Source organism: Mycobacterium sp. 852002-51163_SCH5372311 (assembly GCF_001667115.1).
GTDB lineage: Bacteria > Actinomycetota > Actinomycetes > Mycobacteriales > Mycobacteriaceae > Mycobacterium.
Genome location: NZ_LZIJ01000147.1, coordinates 30870 through 53596, shown reverse-complemented (window position 1 = coordinate 53596; position 22727 = coordinate 30870). Strand labels below are relative to the sequence as shown.

Genomic DNA, 22727 nt, shown 5'->3' with positions numbered 1-22727 from the left:
GTTAGTTAGATAGTGAAATTTAGCTCACATTGACTTGCGTTGGACCATCAGACGGATATAGTTTAGCGGTGTTACTGGTGGGTAACTTAGCCCTAGTGCCCAACCACAAGTGGCATTCTCAACGAGGAGGAACGTAGTGAGCCACTACAAGAGCAACGTCCGCGACCAGGTATTCAACCTGTTTGAGGTCTTCGGCGTTGACAAGGCTTTAGGCGAAGGCGAGTACAGCGATCTGGACGCTGATGTCGCCCGCGAAATGCTGGCGGAGATCAGCCGACTCGCCGAGGGGCCGGTGGCTGATTCATTCGTCGAAGGCGACCGTAACCCGCCGGTTTTCGACCCGGAGACCCACTCGGTGACCTTGCCGGAGTCGTTCAAGAACTCGGTTCGCGCGGTTATCGATGGGGGTTGGGACAAGGTCGCCCTCGACGAGGAACTCGGTGGCACTCCGGCGCCCAAGGCGCTGTTGTGGGCTTTGCACGAACACATTCTGGGCGCCAACCCCGCGGCATGGATGTACGCCGGCGGCGCGGGTTTCGCGCAGATCTTCTACAACCTCGGCACCGAGGAGCAGAAGAAGTGGGCGATCATGGCCGCCGAACGCGGCTGGGGATCGACCATGGTGCTCACCGAGCCGGACGCCGGCTCCGATGTGGGCGCCGGACGGACCAAAGCCGTCCAGCAGGAGGACGGCTCCTGGCACATCGACGGTGTCAAGCGATTCATCACGTCAGCCGATTCCGGCGACCTGTTCGAGAACATCTTCCACTTGGTGCTGGCCCGCCCCGAGGGCGCCGGCCCGGGCACCAAGGGGCTGTCGCTGTTCTTCGTACCGAAGTTCCTGTTCGACTTCGAAACCGGCGAGCTGGGTGAGCGTAACGGCGTGTTCGTCACCAACGTCGAGCACAAGATGGGCCTGAAGGTCTCCGCGACGTGTGAGCTGTCGCTCGGCCAGCACGGCGTGCCCGCGAAGGGCTGGCTGGTCGGCGAGGTGCACAACGGTATTGCGCAGATGTTCGAGGTCATCGAGCAGGCCCGCATGATGGTCGGCACGAAGGCGATCGCCACCCTGTCGACCGGCTACCTGAACGCGCTCGAGTACGCCAAGTCCCGGGTGCAGGGCGCCGATCTGACCCAGATGACGGACAAGACCGCGCCGCGGGTGACCATCACGCACCACCCCGACGTGCGCCGGTCGCTGATGACCCAGAAGGCCTACGCCGAGGGTCTGCGTGCGCTGTACATCTACACCGCGACGTTCCAGGATGCCGCGGTCGCCGAGGCGGTGCACGGTGTGGACGCCAAGTTGGCGGCCAGGATCAACGACCTGATGCTGCCGGTGGTCAAGGGCGTCGGCTCCGAACAGGCCTACGCGAAGCTCACCGAGAGCCTGCAGACCTTCGGAGGGTCCGGCTTCCTGCAGGACTACCCGATCGAGCAGTACATCCGTGACGCCAAGATCGACTCGCTCTACGAGGGCACCACGGCCATTCAGGCGCAGGATTTCTTCTTCCGCAAGATCATCCGTGACAAGGGTGTTGCCTTGGCCCACGTGGCGGGCGAGATCCAGCAGTTCGTCGACAACGAGTCCGGCAACGGCCGGCTGAAGATGGAGCGCGAGGTGCTGTCCAAGGCGCTGGTCGACGTCCAGGCCATGGCGGCCTCGCTGACCGGCTACCTGATGGCCGCGCAGGAGGACGTCACCAGCCTGTACAAGGTGGGGCTGGGTTCGGTCCGCTTCCTGATGAGCGTCGGCGATCTGGTGATCGGCTGGTTGCTGCAGCGTCAGGCCGCAGTAGCGGTGGCCGCACTCGACGCCGGCGCCAGCGGTGCCGAGCGGTCCTTCTACGAGGGCAAGATCGCGGTGGCGTCGTTCTTCGCGAAGAACTTCCTGCCGTTGCTGACCAGCACTCGCGAGGTCATCGAGACGCTCGACAACGACATCATGGAACTCGACGAGGCTGCCTTCTAAGGCCAGGCCGACCGGATTTCAAAGCAAAGGTCCCCCGCTTCCACGCCGAAGCGGGGGACCTGTTTTGTCCGAGTGCAACTCAAAAGACCGCCGCTGGATCCCCTCACTCCAGCGGCGGCCTTTCCGGACGCCCGTCTCCGCTGACTGGCGGTCGTTTTCAGGGAAGCCCCGTATCGCCGTCGGGGTCGGGGGGTCAGACCGCAACACGGGGCTATCCGAACCCTCAGATACCCGTTCGTTAGGGTTACAAACCGCACCAAAAGAAACCCATTGGTCTCAGCGTGGTGTTTTCTGTGAGCGCGATGGGATGCCCGCCGGCTCAGGCCTGCAGAATGGCGGCCACACCCTGCCCGCCGGCGGCGCAGATCGAAATCAGCGCGCGCACCGGGGCGTCACCGAATTGCTCAGCCTTTTTCTGGGCGATCTGCTTGGCTGCCTGCGCCAGAATCCGCCCGCCGGTGGCGGCGAAGGGGTGGCCGGCAGCCAACGACGAGCCGTTGACGTTGACCTTGGTCCGGTCGATCGGCCCGAGCGCGGCATCCAGGCCCAGCCGCTGCTTGCAGTACTCTTCGGACTCCCACGCCTGCAGATGAGCCAGCACCACCGAGGCGAACGCCTCGTGGATTTCGTAGAAGTCGAAGTCCTGCAGGCTCAATCCGTTTCGGGCCAGGAGCCGCGGCACCGCATAGGTCGGCGCCATCAGCAGCCCGTCGTTTCCGTTGACGTAGTCGACAGCCGCCGTCTCGGCGTCGACGAAGTAGGCCAGCGGAGACAGGGAGTGTTCTTCGGCCCACTGCTCGCTGGCCAGCAGGGCCACCGAGGCGCCGTCGGTCAACGGGGTCGAATTTCCCGCCGTCATCGTCGCGTCGCCGGCCTTGACGCCGAATACCGGCCGCAGCGCCGCCAGCTTCTCGACGCTGGCGTCAGGACGCAGATTGTCGTCGCGGTAGAGCCCCAGAAAAGGGGTGATCAGGTCGTCGAAGAAGCCTCGGTCGTAGGCGTCGGCCATGTTGCGGTGGCTGGCGACGGCAAGCTCGTCCTGATCGACACGTTTGATTCCCAGCTGCTTGGCGGTGATGGCGGCGTGCTCACCCATGGACAGCCCGGTGCGCGGTTCGCTGTTGGCCGGAAGGTCGAGCCCGAGGTTGGCCGGCAGCGTCCCCACGAGTTTCAGCCGTTGCACGTTGGACTTCGACCGGCGCACCTTGAGCAGGGTGCGGCGCAGGTCGTCGCCCAGAGCGATCGGCGCGTCAGACGTGGTGTCGACGCCGCCGGCTACCGCCACCTCGTAGCGGCCCGCCGCGATGCCGTCGGCGGCCGCGATCGCGGCCTGCAGACCCGTGCCGCAGGCCTGCTGTAGATCGAACGCCGGCGTGTGCGGCGAGAGCTCCGAGCCCAGCACGCATTCGCGCATCAGGTTGAAATCGCGGCTGTGCTTGAGCACCGCGCCGCCGACCACCGCACCCAACCGCTGCCCGGCCAGGCCGAAGCGGTCTACCAGCCCACCGAGCGCAGCGGTGAACATGTCCTGGTTGGACGCCTCGGCGTAGGCGCGGTCCGACCTCCCGAATGGGATGCGGTTGCCACCGAGCACGGCGACTCGCCGCCTGGTCTGAGAGTTGTTCTGTGCAGCAGGGGCCACTTCGTCTCCGTCTGTCTCGTCACCTTGGGGGTCAGTTTGGGGCAGGCCGTTACCGGCCATACTACTCACTGTTCTTACTCTGAAGTAAGTTCGTTCCCAGATACGGTTGCCGTATACGCACACGCCCGCAACACGGAAGGCATTTCAGTGGCCACCAAGCGTTCTCCCGATCTGTTATCCCAGGTTGCCAACTCCGGCCCCGGATCCTTTCTGGCCAAGCAACTCGGTGTCCCGCAGCCCGAGATCCTTCGCCGCTACCGGCCGGGCGATCCGCCGCTGGCCGGATCCCTGCTCATCGGGGGTGACGGCAGGGTGGTCGAGCCGTTGCGTGCGGCGCTGGACCACGACTACGACGTGGTGGGCAACAACCTCGGCGGACGCTGGGCCGACTCGTTCGGCGGGCTGGTTTTCGACGCCACCGGCATCACCTCACCTCCCGGGCTGAAGGCCCTGCACGAATTCTTCACCCCGTTGCTGCGCAATCTGGGCCGTTGCGCGCGGGTGGTGGTCGTCGGCACCACGCCCGAGGCGGCCGCCGGCACCGACGAGCGGATCGCGCAGCGCGCGCTGGAGGGTTTCACGCGGTCGCTGGGCAAGGAGCTGCGCCGCGGGTCCACCGCGGCCCTGGTTTACCTGTCTCCGGACGCCAAGCCGGCCGCGACGGGCCTGGAATCCACCATGCGGTTCATTCTCTCGGCCAAGTCGGCCTACGTTGACGGCCAGGTGTTCTACGTGGGGGCCGCCGACTCCACGCCACCGGCCGACTGGGACCGACCCCTGGACGGCAAGATCGCCATTGTGACCGGCGCCGCGCGGGGCATCGGCGCAACCATCGCCGAGGTGTTCGCCCGCGACGGCGCACGCGTGGTCGCGATCGACGTGGAATCGGCTGAGGAGACCCTGGCCGAAACGGCCAGCAAGGTCGGCGGCACGCCGTTGTGGCTCGACGTCACCGCCGACGACGCCGTCGACCAGATCACCCAGCACCTGCGCGACCACCACGGTGGGCGCGCCGACATCCTGGTCAACAACGCCGGCATCACCCGCGACAAGCTCCTGGTCAACATGGACGACGCCCGCTGGGACGCCGTGTTGGCCGTCAATCTGCTTGCCCCTCAACGTCTTACCGAAGGCCTGATCGGCAACGGCAGCATCGGGAACGGCGGCCGGGTGATCGGCCTGTCGTCGATGGCCGGCATCGCCGGCAACCGCGGGCAGACCAACTACGCCACCACCAAGGCCGGAATGATCGGTCTCACTCAGGCGCTGGCGCCCGGACTCGCCGAAAAGGGCATCACGATCAACGCCGTCGCACCGGGCTTCATCGAAACTCAGATGACGGCGGCCATCCCGCTGGCCACCCGGGAGGTGGGCCGCCGGCTGAACTCGCTGTTGCAGGGCGGTCAGCCCGTCGACGTCGCCGAGACCATCGCTTATTTCGCCAGCCCGGCTTCGAATGCGGTGACGGGCAACGTCATTCGTGTCTGCGGCCAGGCCATGCTGGGCGCGTGACGCAGTTCCGGAGGGAAAGCAGATGAACCAACCAAGCGGCCTGAGAAACATGTTGCGCGCGGCCGCCGGAGCCATGCCGTTCGTACCCCGCGGCGACAAGTTGCCCGAGCGCACCGTCAAGGTGGACGAACTGCCGATCGACCACACCAATGTCGCCGCCTATGCGGCCGTCACCGGTTTGCGCTACGGCAACAACGTGCCGCTGACCTATCCGTTCGCGTTGACCTTCCCGACGATGATGTCGCTGGTCACCTCGTTCGACTTTCCTTTTGCCGCAATGGGATCCATTCACCTGGAGAACCACATCACGCAGTTCCGGCCGATCGCGGTGACCGACACGGTCGGCGTGCAGGTGCATGCCGAGAACCTGCGCGAACACCGGAAAGGTCTGCTGGTCGACCTGGTGACCGACGTGAACGTCGGCAATGACACCGCGTGGCACCAGGTGACGACGTTCCTGCACCAGCAGCGGACCAGCTTGTCCGACGAACCCAAGCCGCCGCCGCAGAAGGAGCCCAAGCTGCCGCCGCCGAGCTCCGTCCTGCGGGTGTCACCTAGCCAGATCCGTCGCTACGCGTTCGTCGGCGGCGATCACAACCCGATCCACACCAACCCGGTCGCGGCCAAACTCTTCGGGTTCCCCACCGTGATCGCACACGGAATGTTCAGTGCCGCAGCGGTATTGGCAAACATTGAGGCCCAGTTCCCGGACGCGGTGCGGTATTCGGTGAAATTCGGCAAGCCCCTGGTGCTCCCGGGCACCGGGGGACTCTACGTCGAAAAGCAGGACGACGGCTGGGATCTCGCGTTGCGCAATGTCGCCAAGGGATACCCGTACCTGACCGGCACTGTCCGGCCCCTATAGCGCCTTCTTCAGCGCGTGCGCGCCGACCGCGGTCACCAGGAAGACCAGGAACAGCCAAACCGGCGGCCGGGCTAGTTCCCAGACGAAGATCGCGGCCCAGATCGGTGACCCCTGGGTCACCGCGAGCACGCCCGCGGCACCGGCCAGCGAGACCACGGGCGCATGGAGGTGCGTCCCGGCCGCGGAGTTGACGGCCAGCACCAATACCGACCCGGCCGCGGCACCGGTGGCCAGCGACGGTGTGAGCATGCCGCCTGCGCCGCCGGCGCGCAGGAACAGCGCGGTCAGCAACGGTTTCAGCACCAGGATGACCGCGGCGGTGGACAGCGTCATTCCGGAGGCGAGGCTGACGGTCAGGATGCTTCGCCCGTTGCCGGGCAGCTCAGGCCACCAATGCGAGCAGATTCCCGTCACCAACCCGGCACCGGCCAGAGCCGGGATCAGCACCCAGCTGCTCATCGGGGCGCCCGGGCGCGCCGCGGCCATCAGCCGGTTGAAGGCCAATCCGACCCCCAGCGTCACCGGCGCCAAGATCAGCGCCTGCCCACTCAACTCAAACGTGCGTTCCGCGCTGGGCCACGCCAAACTGGGGTGATCGTGTGTGATCAAAGAACCGACTGCGACGGCCAGGCTTGAGGTGATCAACGCCGCACCGACGGCACGCGGATGCCAGGTGCTCAGGATGATCCGCACGGTGAACAGCGCACCGGCCGCCGGCACCGCGTAGACCGCCCCCAGGCCGGCCCCGGCCGCGCAGGCCAACAGGATCTCGCGGTCGCCGGGCGACAGCCGCCTGAGCCATCCGGTGGCCAAATCGCTTAATGCAGCGGCGAATTGGCGTGGAGCGCCTTCCCGGCCGAGCGAGGCGCCGGAGCCGACGAGCAGCACCTGCAGCAGGGCGTCGATGCTCCACGACAACCGCGGTATCCGGCGATGCTGGGTGATGGTCGGCTCAAGGGGCGGCACCTCGCTGCGGCGTCGCAGCATCCTCCACCCCACCGCTGCCAGCGCGGCGCCGGCCATCGGGCCCAGCGCGCGGCGCACCGGACTACTGCTGGCGATTCCGGCGAGCAACGGACCGAATGTGTAGTGGTACGTGAGGTGTTCGACGGAACGCAATACGAAAGTCGTGGCCAATCCGGCGACCCCCGCCAGCACTCCGACGATGACCACCGCGCAATAGAAATCGAGGTTGCGGCGGTGTTGCACGCCCTGAACTTAGCCTGCGGCGACGTTGGGGCCCGGCTGATTCGAGCCTGAATCCCGCTCGGCGGGTCCGCCCCGGAGACCGCGCCAGAACAGTTCGATCATCAGCTCGGCTGCCTCGTCCACATCGATATCGCCGGTGCTGACCCTGGTGGCCATCGCCTCACCCGCGCCCACCAACGCGACCGCCATCATCTCGTGCTCGGCGTCGGGCCGCGGGCTACGGCTGCCGGCCCGCACCAGCCCGGCCACCAGTTCGATGATCTGCTCGCGCCCCTCGCGCACTGTCTGGGCGAACACCTGTGAGCTGGTGGCCTGGGTGTACATCACGATCCACGACGCCCGGTTGGCATCTATATAGCGCAGGAACGACACGATCGTGTTGCGCAGCAAGTCTTTCGGGCTCTGCTCGAAGTCGATGTCGGCGCGCACCGCGTCGATGAACCGGCCCATCTCCCGGTTCAGGCAGGCGCCGAACAGATCCTCTTTGGAGCCGTAATACAGGTAGAGCATCGGCTTGGAGATCTGCGCCTCGGCGGCGATGGTGTCCATCGACGTCTCGTGATAGCCGTTGAGCGAGAACATCTGCACGGCAGCGTCCAGCATCTGCTGTTCCCGGACAGCACGCGGTAGCCGCTTGGTACCACCCGCCATGGATGCCTCTGACGCCTCTCTAGCCTGTCTATCTGACTCCAGAGTAGGCAACACGCGGTCGTGTCAGTGTCCGCACCCCGGCTTGACCTGCTTCATCTTCGCGATCCGCACCACCGAGGCGTCCACCGCCGCCTTGTCTAATTTGCCGTCGTTCCAGGCCTGTTCCAGCTCCTTCAGGACCGCGGGCACCTCTTTGGTGGTGACCCACAGCGCGATGTCGGTGCCTGCCTGCAAGCTGCGCAGCACCGCCTCCGATACGCCGAACCGGTCGGATATCGCCGCCATGCTGGACAGGTCGTCGCTGAAGATCGGGCCGTCGAAAGCCGGAGCGCCGTAGCCGGTCCCGGTCCGCAACAACTGCACCGCGGCCCGGCTCAGGGTGGCCGGGTCGTCACCGGTCAGCCCGGGAACCTGCAAGTGACCGACCATCACACCGACCGGGTTGGCGGTCACCAGTGCCCGATAGGGCTGCAGGTCGTTGTTCTGCAGGTCGCTCAGCGGCGGCGTGACAACCCCGCCCTTGTGCGAGTCGCCCGAGCCATGCCCGTGGCCCGGGAAGTGCTTGAGCACCGGGAGCAGCCCGGCGTCACGCAACCCCTGTGCGTAAGCCCCCGCGTAGTCGGTGACCGTCTTCGGATCGGCGCCGAAGGACCGGTCCCCGATCACGGTGTCGTCGGGGGCGCTGGTGACGTCGACCACCGGCGCAAAGTCGATGGTGATGCCCAATGCGCGCATCTTGCGGCCGCGCTCGAGCGCGAAGTCGTGGACGTATTGCGGCGTTTGCGTCTGCGCCAGCTCGCGAGGCGACGGCGACTCCCCGATACGCTTCTTCAACCGCGAGACCCGGCCGCCCTCCTCGTCGACGCTCACGGCCAGCGGCAGCTTGCCAGCGCTTTTAGCGATCTCGGCGAGCGGGCCGTCGAAAATCGACAGGTCCGTCCAGCTGCCGATGAAGATCCCGCCGACGTGATAGGTGGTGACGACCGCCTTGGCGTCGTCGGCGTTCTGCACGCCCACCATCAGGAGCTGGGCGAGCTTTTCCTGCAGTGACAAGCCGGCCGGGACGCCCGTCGGGTCGGTGCACAGTGGCGGCGCTGGAGCGGGCGCACTGACCTTGGTTGAGCTGGCGGCGGGGGGTCGTCCGGTGTGACCGCAGCCCGCCAGGGTCGAAGCTGCGACTCCTAATGCCAGAGCTACAGCCAGGGTGCGCCGAAAAGCCATCGGGCCATGTTGTCATGGCCGACCGGCGGGCCTTGTCACGGGCGCGCCGAAAGATGGCGTTTGCAGTGTTCCGCAGGTCCAATACTGTTACCTTTGCCACAGCTCCTATTGACTGGCAGGGAGGAGCCAGCGATGACCGGGTTTTCGCGTGGCGCGCGGGCCGGCATCGCGGCGGGATTGTTGATCGCCGCCGCCGCGACCATCGGCGCCACGGCGGACGACCACATGCCGGCTCAGCGCGCGCCAGCTCCCGGCGCGCCGCATCTGGTGGAATACGGCGGTCGCTGCTACGGCGGGTATTGCGTGCCGGCAGTGCCGGCGATCCCCGCACCGCCCGCGGTGCCCGCGCCGCCCTGCAACAGTGTGCAGAGTTGCAGGAACAAGCTGCCGCCGGGACTGCGGTAAGCAGCCTTTCAGACGCTTGACATTGTTCTGCTAGGTTGGCGCTTACGCTGCTGTGGCTCTTCGGGGCTCTCCACTGGACATGCCACGCCGCGACCGCAGACCCGCAAGGAGCCAACCGATGAATCGGATCATTGCGCCCGCCGCCGCGAGCGTGGTGGTGGGTTTGTTGCTCGGCGCGGCCGCGATTTTCGGGGTCACCCTGATGGTGCAGCAGGACACGAAGCCGCCACTTCCCGGAGGCGACCCGTCGTCGTCGGTGCTCAACCGGGTCGAGTACGGCAACCGTAGTTAGCCCGGCGGTGGCGCCGGCGGCGGCATCACCGGCGGAAACCGCCTCCGCGAGCCCGCTGTCCCGTAAATGGTTGCTGGTGGCCGGGACGGTCGCGCTGGCGTTGACGTTCGCGCAGTCGCCGGGGCAAATCTCCCCCGATACCAAGCTCGACCTGACCGCCAACCCGCTGCGCTTTCTGGCCCGCGCCACCAATCTGTGGAACAGCGAGTTGCCGTTCGGCCAGGCGCAGAACCAGGCCTACGGATATTTGTTTCCGCACGGCGCGTTTTTCCTCGCCGGCCACCTGCTGGGAGTGCCGGGCTGGATCACCCAGCGGTTGTGGTGGGCACTGCTGCTGACAGCCGGCTTCTGGGGGCTGCTGCGGGTCGCCGAGGCGCTGGGCATCGGCAGTCCGACGTCGCGGGTGATCGGCGCGGTGGCGTTCGCGCTGTCACCGCGGGTGCTGACCACCCTCGGGTCCATATCGTCGGAAACCCTGCCGATGATGCTGGCGCCGTGGGTGCTGCTGCCCACGATCCTGGCGCTGCGGGGAAATTCCGGGCGCTCGGTCCGTGTCCTGGCAGCGCAGGCCGGTGTGGCGGTCGCCTTGATGGGCGCCGTCAACGCCATCGCGACGCTGGCCGGCTGTCTGCCCGCGCTGATCTGGTGGGCCTGTCACCGGCCGAACCGGCTGTGGTGCCGATACACCGGATGGTGGGTGCTGGCTCTCGGCCTGGCGACGTCGTGGTGGGTGGTGGCGCTGATCCTGCTGCGCAACGTCAGTCCGCCGTTCCTGGACTTCATCGAATCCTCCGGCGTGACGACGCAGTGGTCGTCGCTGACCGAGATGCTGCGCGGCACCGACAGCTGGACCCCGTTCGTGGCACCGGACGCGACCGCGGGCGCCCCGCTGGTCTCGGTATCCGCTGCCGTCCTGGGCACTTCGCTGGTCGCGGCGGCCGGCCTGGCCGGGCTTGCCAGCCGCGCCACCCCGGCCCGAGGCCGTCTGGTGACGATGCTGTTGACCGGGGTGGTCCTGATGGCTGTCGGCTACAGCGGCGGGCTGGGCTCGCCGGTGGCCGGCGAGGTGCAGGCCTTCCTGGACGCGGCCGGCGCTCCGCTGCGCAACGTCCACAAGCTGGGTTCGGTAATCCGGATCCCGCTGGTGCTGGGTATCGCACAGTTGCTGGGCCGCATACCGCGTCCGGCCGGCACGCCGCTGGCGGGGTGGCTGCGCACGTTCGCCCACCCCGAGCGGGACAAGCGAGTCGCGGTCGGCGTCGTGGTGCTGACCGCGCTCACGGTCAGCACCTCGCTGGCGTGGACCGGCCGGCTCACCCCACCGGGAACGTTCGCCGCGATACCCGACTACTGGCACGACGCCGCCGACTGGCTCAGCGAGCACAACACGGGTTCCGAGTCGGGCGGCCGGCACCCGGGGCGGGTGCTGGTGGTTCCGGGCGCGCCGTTCGCCACCCAGGTCTGGGGCACCAGCCATGACGAACCGCTGCAGGTGCTGGGCAGTAGCCCGTGGGGGGTGCGCGACTCGATCCCGCTGACGCCTCCGCAGACCATCCGGGCGCTGGATTCGGTGCAACGCCTCTTCGCCGCCGGTCGCCCTTCGGCCGGTCTGGCGGATACCCTTGTCCGCCAAGGCATTTCCTACGTCGTGGTGCGCAACGATCTGGACCCGGAGACTTCGCGGTCGGCACGCCCGATCCTGGTGCACCGCGCCATCGCGGGCTCACCCGGCTTGCCGAAGGTGGCGGAATTCGGTGCGCCGGTGGGCGCGGGCACCCTGGCCGGCTTCGTCACCGACAGCGGGCTGCGGCCGCGATATCCCGCGGTGGAGATCTATCGCGTCGACGCGGCGGGTAATCCGGGCGCGCCCTACTTTGCCGACGTCGATCGGATGACCCGCGTCGCCGGTGGCCCGGAGGCACTGCTGCGACTCGACGAACGGCAGCGGCTGCTCGGCCAGCCCGGGCTGGGACCGGTGCTGATGACGGCCGACGTCGGGGCCGCCCGCGCCGCGGGGCTGGCGCCACACACCGGCGTCACAGTCACCGACAGCCCGGTAGCGCGCGAAACCGACTACGGCCGGGTCGACCACCACTCTTCGGCGATCCGGGCGGTCGACGACGCCCGGCACACGTTCAACCGGGTGCCCGACTACCCGGCCCCGGGCGCCGACACCGTCTTCGGTGCGTGGAACGGCGGCCGCATCACGGCATCGAGCTCGGCGTCGGATGCCACCGCACTGCCCGACGTCACGCCGGCAACCTCACCGGCCGCCGCGATCGACGGCGATCCGGCGACCGCCTGGGTGTCCAACTCGCTGCAGACCGCCGTGGGCCAGTGGTTGCGAGTGGATTTCGACCGACCGGTGACCAACGCCGTCCTCACGCTGACGCCCAGCGCGACCGCCGTCGGCGCCCAGGTCCGTCGCGTCCAGATCGAAACGGCCACCGGCACAACCACTTTGCGGTTCAGCGAGCCAGGCAAACCGCTGACTACCGCGCTGCCGTACGGAGAGACGTCATGGGTGCGGATCACCGCGACCGCCACCGACGACGGGTCGGCCGGAGTGCAATTCGGTATCACCGACCTGACGGTCACCGAATATGACGCGTCGGGTTTCGCTCACCCCGTCGACCTGCGCCACACCGTGCTGGTTCCCTCTCCGCCGCCGGGTTCGGCCGTTGCGGGATGGGACCTGGGGTCGGAGCTGCTGGGCAGGCCCGGCTGTGCCCAGGCGCCCGACGGCGTGCTTTGCGCGGCGGCCATGGCGCTGACGCCGGAGGAGCCGGTCAATTTCAGCCGGACGCTGACCGTGCCGAATCCGGTGTCGGTGACACCGGCGCTGTGGGTGCGGCCACGGCAGGGTCCCAAGCTGGCCGAGCTGGTCGCAGAACCGGAAACCACTCGCGCCCACGGTGATTCCGATTTGGTGGACGTCCTCGGCTCGTCGTACGCGGCCACCGACGGTGATCCGGCCACCGCGTGGACCGCGCCGCAGCGGGTGGTGCAACAGAAGACGCCGCCGACACTGACCATCAAACTTCCGCGACCCACCGAGGTCACCGCGCTGCGCCTGGTCGTCAGTAACTCGACGTTGCCCGCACGCCCGACGGTGGTCGCCGTCAATCTCGGCGACGGGCCGCAGGTACGGCAATTGAAGCCCGGCGGCAGCGATTCCGGCAGTGAGCAGCAGACCTTGTCGCTCAAGGCCCGGGTCACGGACACCGTAACGATGAGCCTGCTCGACTGGGAAGACGTCATCGACCGCAACGCGCTCGGGTTCGACCAGCTCAAGCCGCCGGGCCTGGCCGAGATCGCGGTGCTCGGCGCCGACGGCAGCCCCATCGCACCCGCCGACGCCAACCGCAACCGGTCGCGAGAGATCGTGGTCGACTGCGAACACGGGCCGGTCATCGCCGTCGCGGGCCGGTTTGTGCACACCTCCATCCGGGCCACGGTGGGTGCGTTGCTGGCCGACCAGCCGCTTGCGGCGGACGTCTGTGACCGCGACCCGATAGCGTTGCCGGAGGGTAAGCAGGAATTGCTGATCAGCCCCGGCCCGCAGTTCGTCGTGGACGGGATAAGGCTGCACGTCTCCGGCGCTCCCGAGTCGCCCGGTGCCACAGTGACTTCCGCGGCCTCCGGGGTCTGGAGTCCCGACCACCGCGAGGTGCGGGCACCCGCCTCGACCACCAGCCGGGTGCTGGTCGTCCCCGAAAGCATCAACCCAGGCTGGGTGGCGCGCACCAGCGCCGGCGTCCGGTTGACGCCGGTCGCCGTCAACGGGTGGCAGCAAGGCTGGATAGTGCCCCCCGGAGATCCCGGGACCATCACGCTGACGTTCGCCTCCAACTCGCTGTACCGCACGGGCTTGGGAGTCGGGCTGGCCTTGCTGCCCTTGCTGGCCGTACTGGCGTTATGGCGCGCCAGGCCGGCAAGCCGGGACGACCCGCCCGCGCAGCCCTGGGCACCCGGGCCGTGGGCCGCCGTCGCGGTAGTGGCTGCCGGGGCGCTGATCTCCGGCGTGGCCGGCGTCGTCGTGGTGGGCGCGGCATTCGGGCTGCGGTATGTGCTGACCGATCCGAGGCGAAGTGACCGGGTGACGATGTGGCTCAGCGCCGGCGGGCTGATCCTGGCCGGGGCCGCGCTGTCGCGGCACCCGTGGCGGTCGGTCGACGGCTACGCCGGCCACTCCGCGAATGTGCAACTGCTGGCACTTGTTTCGCTCGCGGCCGTGGCCGCCTCCGTGGTGACGATGCCTTCTCGTGGACGGCCGCCACCCGACGAGTAGCTTCCGGGGGTTGGCTGGCGGGTTTACGGCTGATTCACTTGGATACACCACCGTCCGAGGAGTTACGGCCATGGGATGGTTTTCGGCACCTGAATACTGGCTCAGCAGATTGGTGCTCGAACGCGGCGTGGCGGCGATCTACCTGATCGCGTTCGTAGCGGCGGCGATGCAGTTCCGGGCACTGATCGGTGAGCACGGAATACTGCCGGTGCCACGGTTTTTGGCGGGGCTGTCGTTCTGGAAAGCACCGAGCCTCTTTCACCTGCGCTACTCGGATCGGTTGTTCGCAGCCGTGGCCTGGTCGGGCGCGGCGCTGTCGGCGGCCATCGTCGCCGGTGCGGCTGACGCGGTGCCGTTGTGGGGTGCGATGGTCATGTGGCTGACGCTGTGGGTGCTCTACTTGTCGATCGTCAACGTCGGGCAGACGTGGTATTCGTTCGGCTGGGAGTCGCTGCTGCTCGAGACCGGGTTCCTGATGGTCTTCGTCGGCAACGACCGCGCGGCGCCGCCGGTGCTGACGATGTGGTTGGTGCGCTGGCTGCTGTTCCGGGTCGAGTTCGGCGCCGGGCTGATCAAGATGCGCGGCGACCGGTGCTGGCGTGATCTGACCTGCCTCTACTACCACCACGAAACCCAGCCCATGCCGGGGCCGTTGAGCTGGTTCTTCCATCACCTGCCCAAGCCGCTGCACCGAATCGAGGTGGCGGGCAACCATTTCGCTCAGCTCGTCGTGCCGTTCGGGTTGTTCGCGCCGCAGCCGGTGGCAAGTGTGGCCGCCGCGATCATCGTCGTGACGCAGCTGTGGCTGGTGGCGTCGGGCAACTTCGCCTGGCTCAACTGGATCACGATCGTGCTGGCGTGCAGCGCGATCGACCAGTCCTCGCTCTCGGCGTTGCTGCACGTGACCACCCCACCTGTGCCGGAACCACCGCTTTGGTTCGTCGGGGTGGTGATCGCGTTCGCGGCAGCGGTCCTGGTGCTGAGCTACTGGCCCGCACGCAACATGCTGTCGTCCCATCAGCGAATGAACGCTTCTTTCAACGCTTTTCACTTGGTCAATACTTACGGGGCGTTCGGCAGCGTCGGCCGGACTCGCCGCGAGGTGGTGATCGAGGGCACCGACGAAGCCCGGATCACCAGTCAAACCATCTGGAAAGAATACGGATTCAAGGGCAAGCCCGGCGCGGTGCGCCGACTACCACGGCAATGGGCGCCCTATCACCTGCGGCTGGACTGGCTGATGTGGTTTGCCGCCATCTCGCCGGGCTATGCCTTGCCCTGGCTGCAGCCGTTCCTGGAACGGCTGCTGCGCAACGACCGGTCCACGCTACGTCTGTTGCAGCACAACCCCTTCCCCGAGGCACCGCCCCGATACGTGCGCGCTGAGCTCTACCAGTACCGCTTCACCACCTGGGCCGAATTGCGAAGCGAGCATGCGTGGTGGCACCGCGCCCGCATCAGCATGTACACCCGGCCGATGACGTTGCAGAGAACGACGGCGCAGAAGGGTTGAGCACGTTAAGTCCCAGCTACCCCTCGCCGGGATTGGTGACATCTGGCCCGCCTAGTAGCGACAAACCACAACGAGTGACCTCACGGCTTTGCGTGTGAGGCCAGGGCTTTGCGTGTGAAGGCAGGGCGGGATTCCCGGCCGCCTTTCCGCCCTGGCTTCACCGCCAACGCCCTGGCTTCACCGCCAACGCCCAGGCTTCACCGCCAACGCCCAGGCTTCACAGCCGAATCCCAAGACCACGGATGTCGTCGCCGGCACGGGGCGGCGAAGTCGGGCCTGAATCTTCCAGCGACGACCAGACCCGCGCGCTTGCGACATGCATCGGCTGAGGTATCGAGTCAGGATGCAGGTGACGCGCTGCCCTCCGACCGCAAGGATGGCGGCACTGTGCCGGCCTGAAACTTGCTCAGCCGCAATGCCGCCGGCGCGGTGGCCGGGACAACGGGTTTCAGCGGCTCGACCGGCTGGATCCGCTGATAACCGGTGCCGAGCGCCGGGCGGGTATCGGTTTCGCGCTTATTGGGCCAGAAGGAGGTGGCCCGTTCGGCCTGTGCCGTGATCGTCAACGACGGGTTCACCCCGATGTTGGCCGAAATCGCCGAACCGTCGAAGATGTGCAGACCTGGGTGACCGAACACTCGGTGGTAGGGGTCGATCACTCCACGTTCGGGAGAGTCTCCAATCACGCAGCCGCCCAGGAAGTGTGCGGTCATCGGGACGTCGAAGATCTCGCCGACGCTGCTCCACGGCATGCCGTTGATATCGCGGGCAAGCGTCCGGACGGCCTCGTTGGCGGCCGGAATCCAGGTCGGGTTGGGCACACCGTGACCTTGCCGCGAGGACAGCTTGATCCGGCCGAACCGGGTGCGTTTGGGAAACAGCGTCAGCGAGTTGTCCTCCGTCTGCATCACCAGTGCTATCACCGTGCGCTGCGACCAATCTCGCAGCCCCACGTACAGCGAAGCGGCCTGGGCGGGATGGCGTAGCACCTGTCCCAGCCACTTCACCGGCCTCGGCACTTTCCCGCCCCCGTCGGTCATCACGGTGGTCAGCAGTCCCATCGAGTTGGAGCCCTTGCCGTAGCGGCAGGGTTCGATGTGCGTCCTGTCGTCAGGATGGATCGACGACGTGATCGCAATGCCCTCGTGGAAGTCCTGGCTCTTGCGGTGCCGCAGTTTGAGGCTGGCGCCACACAGTGCCTCCGAGTTCGTGCGGGTCAGTTCTCCCAGGCGATCCGACAGACGCGGCAAGATGCTTTCAGCTTTCATGCGGTGCAGCAGTTGCTGGGTTCCCCAGGTACCGGCGGCGAACACAACCTGTTCGGCGGTGATCGTCCGGGCGGTCTTCTTCACCCGCCAAGAACCGGTGCGTACCGTGTCCACCGCGTAGCCGCCGTCAACGGGTCGCACCGCGGTGACGGTTGTCAGCGGGTGAATCTGTGCGCCGGCCTGCTCGGCCAGGTAGAGGTAGTTCTTCACCAGTGTGTTCTTCGCGTTGTGCCGGCAGCCGGTCATGCATTCGCCGCATTCCAGACAACCGCGCCGGCGCGGGCCCGCTCCGCCGAAGAACGGGTCGTCGACCTCCTCGCCGGGTGTTTTGGTGTTTTCCGGTCCGAAGAACACCCCGACCGGGGTCATGCCGAACGTGTCCTTCACCCCCATCTGCTCGGCAACCGTGAGCAGTACCCGGTCCGACGGTGTCATGGTCGGGTTCTTCACCACCCCGAGCATGCGTTTGGCTTGGTCGTAGTAGGGCGCCAGCTCTGCTTTCCAGTCGCTGATATCTGACCAATGCGGATCACGGTAGAACGCATCGGATTTCGGCTCGTACAGGGTGTTCGCATACACCAGCGAGCCCCCACCGACACCGGCGCCTGCCAGGATGAGCACGTCGGGCAGCACGTGGATCCGCTGAATTCCGGTGCAGCCCAACTTGGGCGCCCAGAAGAATTTTCGTATCTGCCAGTTGGTGTCCGGGAGTTCGTCGTCCTCGAACCGCCGCCCGGCTTCCAAAACACCTACCGAATAGCCCTTCTCGGTAAGGCGCAACGCCGCCACCGATCCGCCGAAACCCGATCCGATGACCACCACGTCGTAATCGAATTTTTCAGACATCACGTTCTCCTGTTCGAAGTCCGGCACCCGCCGCGGCGTGAGATGGCAACTCGGTGCCCGACGTGGCGTCGGTTTGGTAGTGCACCGGGTCGAAATATCGGGTCTGGCGGCGATAGTCGAAGGTGAAGCTCGGCCAGTTGTTGGTGTTCTTGCCCGCGTCAGTGACATACCAGCTGTCGCAACCAGCTTGCCAGACAGTCTTTTTCAGCTGATCTTGCAGGTCCTTGTTGAACTCGGCATGTGCTTGGGGACGCACGTCGAGCCACTTGGCCCCATGACTGGCGGCATGCCGCAGTGCCTCGAGCACATAGTCGGTCTGGGTCTCCAGCATGTAGATGATGGAATTGTGTCCCAGATTGGTGTTGGGCCCGTACAACAGGAACAGATTTGGAAACCCCGGCACCGAGATCCCTTTGAAGGCGTCCGCGCCGCCTCGCTCAGCCCAAACGTCGTGTATCTCACGACCGTCACGTCCGATGATGCTCATCGGCGCCAGAAAGTCGTTGGTGGCAAACCCGGTGCCGAAAATGATCGTGTCCACCTCGCGTTCCGAGCCGTCGGCAGCCACGATGCCCTCGCTCCTGACTTCCGTCAGGCCGGCCGGTATGACCTCCACATTCGATCGGCTCAACGCGGCGTACCAGTCATTGGAGATCAGCACCCGCTTGCAACCGATCGCGTAATCCGGCCGTAGCAGTTCGCGCAGCTTGTCGTCGGTGATCTGGGCACGGAAGTACCGCTCCCAAGCCTTTTCGATCGCCTTCACTCCGACGCCCTTGGTCAGAGGCAGCACCCGCGCCTCGTGATAGGCATACTGACGAGTGCGACTCGCGACCAGCATGGCCGGAAAATGCCGGTAGAGGTACTTCTCCAGCGGCGTGTACGGCCGGTCAGGCTTGGGCAGCACATACGGCGCCGAGCGTTGCAACACATGCAACCGCGCGACCCGCGGCGCGATCTGCGGGACGAACTGGATCGCCGACGCGCCTGTGCCGACCACCGCGATGCGCCTGCCCCGCAGATCGTAATCATGGTCCCAACGCGCGGAGTGAAAGACCTTGCCGGCGAACGACTCCAGGCCGGGGAACTTTGGATCGGCAGGAAGGCTCAGCTGGCCGGTAGCCGCCACCAGGTATCTCGAATCGACGGTATCTCCGTTGTCCAGATTGACCAGCCATCGACTCGAGCGTTCATCGAACTCGGCCTGGTTCACTTGCTGACCGAAGCGGACCTGATCGATGACACCGTACTTGCGCGCGCAATGATCGATGTAGCTTTGGATCTCCGGTTGAGTGCCGTACTTGCGCGACCAATCGTGGCTCGGTTCAAAGGAATACGAATACAAGTGTGACGGAATATCGCATGCTGCACCGGGGTAGGTGTTGTCACGCCATACCCCACCGACGCGGTCTCCTTTCTCCAGAATGGTGAACGAGACACCCGCCCGGCGCAGCTTGATGCCCATGCAGATCCCACCGAAGCCCGCACCGATGATGGTGACTTCGTTGCGATTTCCTGCCGCCATGGTCATCCGGAAGTCATCCGGAAGTCATCCGGATGCCGTGAGAATCCGGCTCAACATGAACCGCCCGGATTCCTCGTCGACCATCTCTAGAGCAATGCGCCGTGCCCGGACCGCGGCGCGGTCAGCCTTCACGTTGAGGTCGCGCCGAGGCACGGTCTCCTCGCCCAACCGACCCTGAATCGTTTCGAGCACAACCGCATCTCGCATCGCCCACTCATGGAACATGCTGCGGAGAAACTCCTCGACACGGGCATCGTCAGTCGCGAAATTGCGGGCCATCTGCAGGAACACGTGGGTCGCTTGCGGGGATTCGGGGGTGAATCCCTGAATCCGCAAGAGCGCATGACCTTTTCCGTCTTGGGGCCCATCCCCTACCGCAATGACGTAGTGCTGGACATGCAGTGCCGGTGAAACGAATATTCCTTCCTCACGCCGGCTGCCCGTGGTGTCGGCAGGAAGGCCGGTGATCTCCGCCTCCCACGGCGCAAGCCTGCTGGGCGGTGTCGTCCGGGAATAGGAGACGGACCTTTCGGAGACTTCGACCTCGTCGAGTTGGGGCAGCACCCCGATATCGGGGGGCACCACCTCCGGATGCATCACGAAGACGTCGGTGAGATCGAGGTAATGCTCGTGCAACAGCAGGTAATTCGCGTCGAAGCGCAGCACCTCGGTGGTGCTCGCCCACCCCGTGCCGTCGCGGTACCAGGGCACGCGTGGCGGCGGACGCAGCGCGGCGACGCCAGGATCACCCAGCCAGATCCAGACGAACGGCGACTGCTCGCGCACGGGGTAGGTGCGCACTCGTGCACCCGGCGGCACATTCTCCTGCGACGGCACGTCCACCAGGCAGCCGTCGGGGTCATAGCCGAAACCGTGGTAGCCGCAGATCACGCGATCCCCGTCGCGCCGGCCGGCCGACAGCGGATAGGCCCGGTGAATGCAGCGGTCCTCCATGGCCACGACTTCTCCGGAGGCGCGACGGTACATGACCACCGGCTTATCGAGCAGGCGGCGTGCCAACAGACCTTGCCCGACCTCGTCGCTGCTCGCAGCGACATACCAGCAGTTGTACGGATAGTTGGACCTCATAGGTCGAGCACCAACCTTTCTGAGCGGGAGCGCGAAACGCAGATCAGGATGCTTTGGTTGGCTTCCTTCTCGGCGTCGTTGAGCACTGAGTCGCGATGATCACCCTCGCCCTCGAGGAGGTCGCATTCGCAGGTGCCGCAGACACCTTCCATGCAGGAGCCAAGCACGTCGACGCCGGCTTCCTCGCATACTTCGTAGATCGATTTATCTTGTGGCACAGTCAAAGTCACGCCGGAACGCTGACATTCCACTTCGAATGTGGCCAACGCGTCCGGTGACGGTTCCTCCAGCGCTTTGGCCGAGAACCGTTCGATGTGCAGGCTGCCCGGAGGCCAGCTTTTGCATGCGTCCTCGACCGCGCTCAGCAGCCCTTCGGGCCCGCAGCAGTACACCAGCGTGTTCTCGCCCGGCTCGGACAGCGCTGTGCCGAGGCACTCCCGAAAGTTCGCCCCGTCCTGGGCATCCCGGGCGCAGAGAGTGACACGCTCGCCGTGGCGCTGCAAGTCGTCGGCGAAGGCCATCGACGATCGCGTCCTGCCGCCATAGAGCAGACGCCAGTCGGCACCGGCCGCCTCGGCCGCTCCGATCATCGGCACCATCGGGGTGATGCCGATGCCGCCGGCCACGAACAGATACCGCGGCGAACCCACCAGCGGGAAGTGGTTGCGCGGACCGCGGACCCGTACCGTGGCTCCCTCGTGCAGCTTGTCGTGCACGAACTGGGATCCGCCGCGGCTATTGGGATCGAGCAACACCCCGACCTGCCATTCGTCCCGGTTGGCGGTGTCGCCGCACAGCGAGTATTGCCGCACCAGCGACGGTGTCAGCATCAGATCGATATGTGCACCCGGCGCCCACTCCGGCAGGTCGGCGCCGGTCGGATCGGCAAGCGTCAGCGTGACGACACCGTCGGAGACCGCTTCGCGGCGGCGAACTTCGACGTCGACCTCGACTTCGCGATAGGCGGCCCTGGCGCGGGTCGTCTCTGTGGTCGTCACGAGGTTCTCCGTACCGGAATTGAGTTGTACTGGTTGAGGAACAGCGCCCGCACCCGGTTCGGCTCGCCGTCGAGTTCCAGGTCGGGGAAGCGTTCCAGGGTCTGCTGAATCCACAGTCTCAGCTCCAGGCGGGCGAGGTTGGTCCCCAGGCAGAAGTGTCGTCCGCGACCGCCGAAGGCCTGGTGCTTGTCCGCGAGGCCCTCACGGGTGAGGTCGAACGTGTGCGGATTGGGGAACACCGACTCGTCACGGTTGGACGCGATGTACCAGAGCAGCAGCCGATCGTTTTCTTTGATCTGCTTGCCGCCCAGCTCGGTGTCCTTGGTGGCGGCCCGTGCCATGAACGCAAACGCGGGATACATGCGCAGCCCCTCTTCCACCGCGGCGGGGATCAGCTCGGGGTGTTCACGCAGCTGCTGACGCAACTCCGGGTTGCGCATGATCTCCAGCATCGTCGAGCTGTAGGTTGCCCGGGTCGAGTCGTTGCCCGCCGACATCAGCAGCACGAAGAACGTGGCGATTTCCAGCTCGTTGAGCTTCTCGCCGTCAACCTCGGCGTTGACCATGGCGTCAAGCAGGTTGCCGCCGATAGAGTCGTCGCGCTGCGCAATCCGGCCTTGGGTGTACTCGACGATCTCGGTGACGACCGCTCCCGGGTCACCCCATTGCTTCCGGATTTCCGGGTCTTCGAACGCCGTGAACACGTTTGTCCAGTGCACCAGCGTGGCATCGTCCTCGGGAGGGGTGCCCAGCAGCGAGCCGATCACGCGAGCCGGGATGGGCCGCGCGACATCGGCGACCAAATCGAATCGCTCCTTGTCAGCCACGCTGTCGAGAACATGGTTGATGATCCGCTTGACCGCTTCCTCATGCCTGGCAACGGCTTCCGGGGTGAATTCCTTGATGACCATGGCCTTGAGGCGGTCGTGGCGGGGCGGGTCCATCGAAATCAGCTGTAGCCGCTGAAGGTCCAACGTGAGACCGTCGCTGATCTCGTCCCAATGGAAGATGCCGCGCTTCTCCGAGGAGAAGGTCCGGTGATCGCGGCTCACGGTACGCACGTCCTCGAAACGGGTGATGTCCCAGAATCCGCCCTCGTCCGGCCGGTTGCGTTGCGGACTGAAGTGCACCGGGTCTTCGCGCTGCATTCGGGCGAACAGCTCATACGGCGGGCCGTCGTCCCACACCGATTGGTCGGCCAGGTCGACAGTGTCGAGGTCCCGTTCGTGGATGGCTGTCATGGCTACTCCTTGTACTTGCGTTTAATTACTTCGTGTTTCGGCTTACGGCGTGGGACGTGCCTCAAAACTGCGTTAGAAGGGGCTGCTGATGTTGTTCAGTCTGCGCCGATGCGCCTTGACGGTAAATGGTTTGACGGCAAAGATTGACGGTTGCACGCAATCGAATCGCGGCCACGTCGGGTCACGT

General features: G+C 66.2%; 16 protein-coding genes. 7 read left to right on the top strand and 9 right to left on the bottom strand.

What is annotated here, in order from left to right; all coding sequences use genetic code 11:
• The first annotated feature begins 136 nt into the window (after positions 1-136).
• Positions 137-1972: an acyl-CoA dehydrogenase gene (locus A5791_RS17350; protein WP_067239423.1), complete on the top strand. Its 1836-nt coding sequence runs from the start codon at positions 137-139 to the stop codon at positions 1970-1972.
• Between the two features lie 319 nt (positions 1973-2291).
• On the opposite strand, the gene A5791_RS17345 is transcribed toward A5791_RS17350, so the two are convergent.
• Positions 2292-3614: an acetyl-CoA C-acetyltransferase gene (locus tag A5791_RS17345; protein ID WP_067239498.1), complete on the bottom strand. Its 1323-nt coding sequence runs from the start codon at positions 3612-3614 to the stop codon at positions 2292-2294.
• Between the two features lie 147 nt (positions 3615-3761).
• Between A5791_RS17345 and A5791_RS17340 the strand changes: the two genes are divergently transcribed.
• Together A5791_RS17340 and A5791_RS17335 are read left to right on the top strand one after the other, a co-directional pair.
• Positions 3762-5126 (top strand): 3-oxoacyl-ACP reductase, encoded by a 1365-nt coding sequence (locus A5791_RS17340; protein ID WP_067239421.1) that lies wholly within the window; start codon positions 3762-3764, stop codon positions 5124-5126.
• Positions 5127-5148: 22 nt separating this feature from the next.
• Positions 5149-5991 carry a MaoC/PaaZ C-terminal domain-containing protein gene (locus A5791_RS17335; protein ID WP_067239495.1) on the top strand — a complete coding sequence of 281 codons (843 nt, stop codon included), beginning with the start codon at positions 5149-5151 and terminating at the stop codon, positions 5989-5991.
• Here the strand turns inward: A5791_RS17335 and A5791_RS17330 are convergent.
• From A5791_RS17330 to A5791_RS17320, 3 genes are all read right to left on the bottom strand, one after another.
• Complete coding sequence (locus A5791_RS17330) at positions 5986-7200, bottom strand: chloride channel protein (protein WP_067239419.1); 1215 nt, start codon at positions 7198-7200, stop codon at positions 5986-5988. The genes A5791_RS17335 and A5791_RS17330 overlap by 6 nt on opposite strands.
• Positions 7201-7209: 9 nt before the next feature.
• The gene (locus tag A5791_RS17325; RefSeq protein ID WP_067239417.1) at positions 7210-7851 is read right to left on the bottom strand and encodes a TetR/AcrR family transcriptional regulator; all 642 of its coding nucleotides are present in this window, start codon (positions 7849-7851) and stop codon (positions 7210-7212) included.
• 63 nt (positions 7852-7914) lie between these two features.
• Positions 7915-9072 carry a glycoside hydrolase family 3 N-terminal domain-containing protein gene (locus A5791_RS17320; protein WP_067239414.1) on the bottom strand — a complete coding sequence of 386 codons (1158 nt, stop codon included), beginning with the start codon at positions 9070-9072 and terminating at the stop codon, positions 7915-7917.
• A gap of 132 nt (positions 9073-9204) precedes the next feature.
• On the opposite strand from A5791_RS17320, the gene A5791_RS17315 reads away from it, so the two are divergent.
• The 4 genes from A5791_RS17315 to A5791_RS17300 all read left to right on the top strand — a co-directional run bounded on the left by A5791_RS17315 (position 9205) and on the right by A5791_RS17300 (position 15573).
• The gene (locus A5791_RS17315; RefSeq protein ID WP_067239412.1) at positions 9205-9477 is read left to right on the top strand and encodes a hypothetical protein; all 273 of its coding nucleotides are present in this window, start codon (positions 9205-9207) and stop codon (positions 9475-9477) included.
• A gap of 118 nt (positions 9478-9595) precedes the next feature.
• Positions 9596-9769: a DUF2613 domain-containing protein gene (locus A5791_RS17310; protein ID WP_067239410.1), complete on the top strand. Its 174-nt coding sequence runs from the start codon at positions 9596-9598 to the stop codon at positions 9767-9769.
• Between the two features lie 7 nt (positions 9770-9776).
• Complete coding sequence (locus A5791_RS17305; RefSeq protein WP_231995942.1) at positions 9777-14060, top strand: alpha-(1->3)-arabinofuranosyltransferase; 4284 nt, start codon at positions 9777-9779, stop codon at positions 14058-14060.
• 70 nt (positions 14061-14130) lie between these two features.
• Positions 14131-15573, top strand: a complete 1443-nt coding sequence (locus A5791_RS17300) for a lipase maturation factor family protein (RefSeq protein WP_067239406.1) — start codon at positions 14131-14133, stop codon at positions 15571-15573.
• A 338-nt stretch (positions 15574-15911) separates the two neighbouring features.
• Here the strand turns inward: A5791_RS17300 and A5791_RS17295 are convergent, their stop codons facing one another.
• From A5791_RS17295 to A5791_RS17275, 5 genes are read right to left on the bottom strand one after another with little or no spacing between them, the layout of a single operon-like run.
• Complete coding sequence (locus A5791_RS17295) at positions 15912-17687, bottom strand: GMC oxidoreductase (protein ID WP_082966993.1); 1776 nt, start codon at positions 17685-17687, stop codon at positions 15912-15914.
• Entirely contained in the window at positions 17680-19218 is a 1539-nt protein-coding gene (locus A5791_RS17290; protein ID WP_067239400.1) for an NAD(P)/FAD-dependent oxidoreductase, read from the bottom strand. Before A5791_RS17290 ends, A5791_RS17295 begins: the two co-directional genes overlap by 8 nt.
• A gap of 18 nt (positions 19219-19236) precedes the next feature.
• Positions 19237-20301 (bottom strand): aromatic ring-hydroxylating dioxygenase subunit alpha, encoded by a 1065-nt coding sequence (locus A5791_RS17285; protein ID WP_067239398.1) that lies wholly within the window; start codon positions 20299-20301, stop codon positions 19237-19239.
• A complete protein-coding gene (locus A5791_RS17280) occupies positions 20298-21299 on the bottom strand; it encodes a PDR/VanB family oxidoreductase (RefSeq protein WP_067239396.1) in 1002 nt (333 codons plus the stop codon). Before A5791_RS17280 ends, A5791_RS17285 begins: the two co-directional genes overlap by 4 nt.
• Entirely contained in the window at positions 21296-22540 is a 1245-nt protein-coding gene (locus tag A5791_RS17275; RefSeq protein WP_067239394.1) for a cytochrome P450, read from the bottom strand. The genes A5791_RS17280 and A5791_RS17275 overlap by 4 nt, the downstream gene beginning before the upstream one ends.
• Between the last annotated feature and the right edge of the window lie 187 nt (positions 22541-22727).

Coding starts and splice junctions, on each gene's coding strand:
- A5791_RS17320 (WP_067239414.1), bottom strand. CDS start 9,072: ATGGCTTTTCGGCGCACCCTGGCTGTAGCTCTGGCATTAGGAGTCGCA.
- A5791_RS17335 (WP_067239495.1), top strand. CDS start 5,149: ATGAACCAACCAAGCGGCCTGAGAAACATGTTGCGCGCGGCCGCCGGA.
- A5791_RS17325 (WP_067239417.1), bottom strand. CDS start 7,851: ATGGCGGGTGGTACCAAGCGGCTACCGCGTGCTGTCCGGGAACAGCAG.
- A5791_RS17300 (WP_067239406.1), top strand. CDS start 14,131: ATGGGATGGTTTTCGGCACCTGAATACTGGCTCAGCAGATTGGTGCTC.
- A5791_RS17290 (WP_067239400.1), bottom strand. CDS start 19,218: ATGACCATGGCGGCAGGAAATCGCAACGAAGTCACCATCATCGGTGCG.
- A5791_RS17275 (WP_067239394.1), bottom strand. CDS start 22,540: ATGACAGCCATCCACGAACGGGACCTCGACACTGTCGACCTGGCCGAC.
- A5791_RS17285 (WP_067239398.1), bottom strand. CDS start 20,301: ATGAGGTCCAACTATCCGTACAACTGCTGGTATGTCGCTGCGAGCAGC.
- A5791_RS17315 (WP_067239412.1), top strand. CDS start 9,205: ATGACCGGGTTTTCGCGTGGCGCGCGGGCCGGCATCGCGGCGGGATTG.
- A5791_RS17310 (WP_067239410.1), top strand. CDS start 9,596: ATGAATCGGATCATTGCGCCCGCCGCCGCGAGCGTGGTGGTGGGTTTG.
- A5791_RS17295 (WP_082966993.1), bottom strand. CDS start 17,687: ATGTCTGAAAAATTCGATTACGACGTGGTGGTCATCGGATCGGGTTTC.